Raw genomic sequence first — 585 nt, forward strand, 5'->3', positions numbered from 1 at the left:
GCGTCGGGGCGCGGGCGCCCGTCCGGCCCGGGACCCGGCACGAGGCCCGGCAGCGTGGCGGCGACGGGCTCGGGCGCGAGGGCGGCGTCGTCGGCGCCCGGCGCGTCGGCCACCATCGCGCCGTCCGACGGCTGGGCGGGAGGCGGTCCTGCGGCGCTGGGGGTCATCCGGGAAGTCTCCGTGGGGTGCGGCCGCGCCGCACGTCGGACGGGACGCGGACGGGCGTGCGGCGAGCCGTGACGGTCACGACGACAGCATCCGCAGCGTCTCGCGCTCCGCGACGCGCTGGGACCGCGTGGGACGGATCGTCTCGCCGCGTTCCCACAGGTCGACGACGCGCGGGTCGATGTACGACGCCCGGCACACCGCGGGCGTGTTGCCCAGCTCGTCCGCGACGTCCTTGACGACCTGCGTCACGACCTTGCGGCGCGCGCGGTCGCTGCGCGGCGCCGGCCCCACGGCCGCGCGCCCGCGCGCCGCGAGGACCGTCGCGTGCCACGTCCGGAAGTCCTTCGCCGACGCGTCGTCGCCGAGCCGCAGCTTCACGTACTGGCCGACGTCGGCGCTCGTCACGTCGTGCCAGAC

The 585-nt window shown here is 78.1% G+C and carries 1 pseudogene; it reads right to left on the reverse strand.

The annotated features are described in order from the left end of the window. Window positions 1–243 precede the first annotated feature (243 nt). A pseudogene (locus tag CTKZ_RS20030) lies at window positions 244–585 on the reverse strand (DNA topoisomerase IB); the annotation flags it as partial.

The organism is Cellulomonas algicola (genome assembly GCF_003851725.1).
Lineage (GTDB): Bacteria > Actinomycetota > Actinomycetes > Actinomycetales > Cellulomonadaceae > Cellulomonas > Cellulomonas algicola.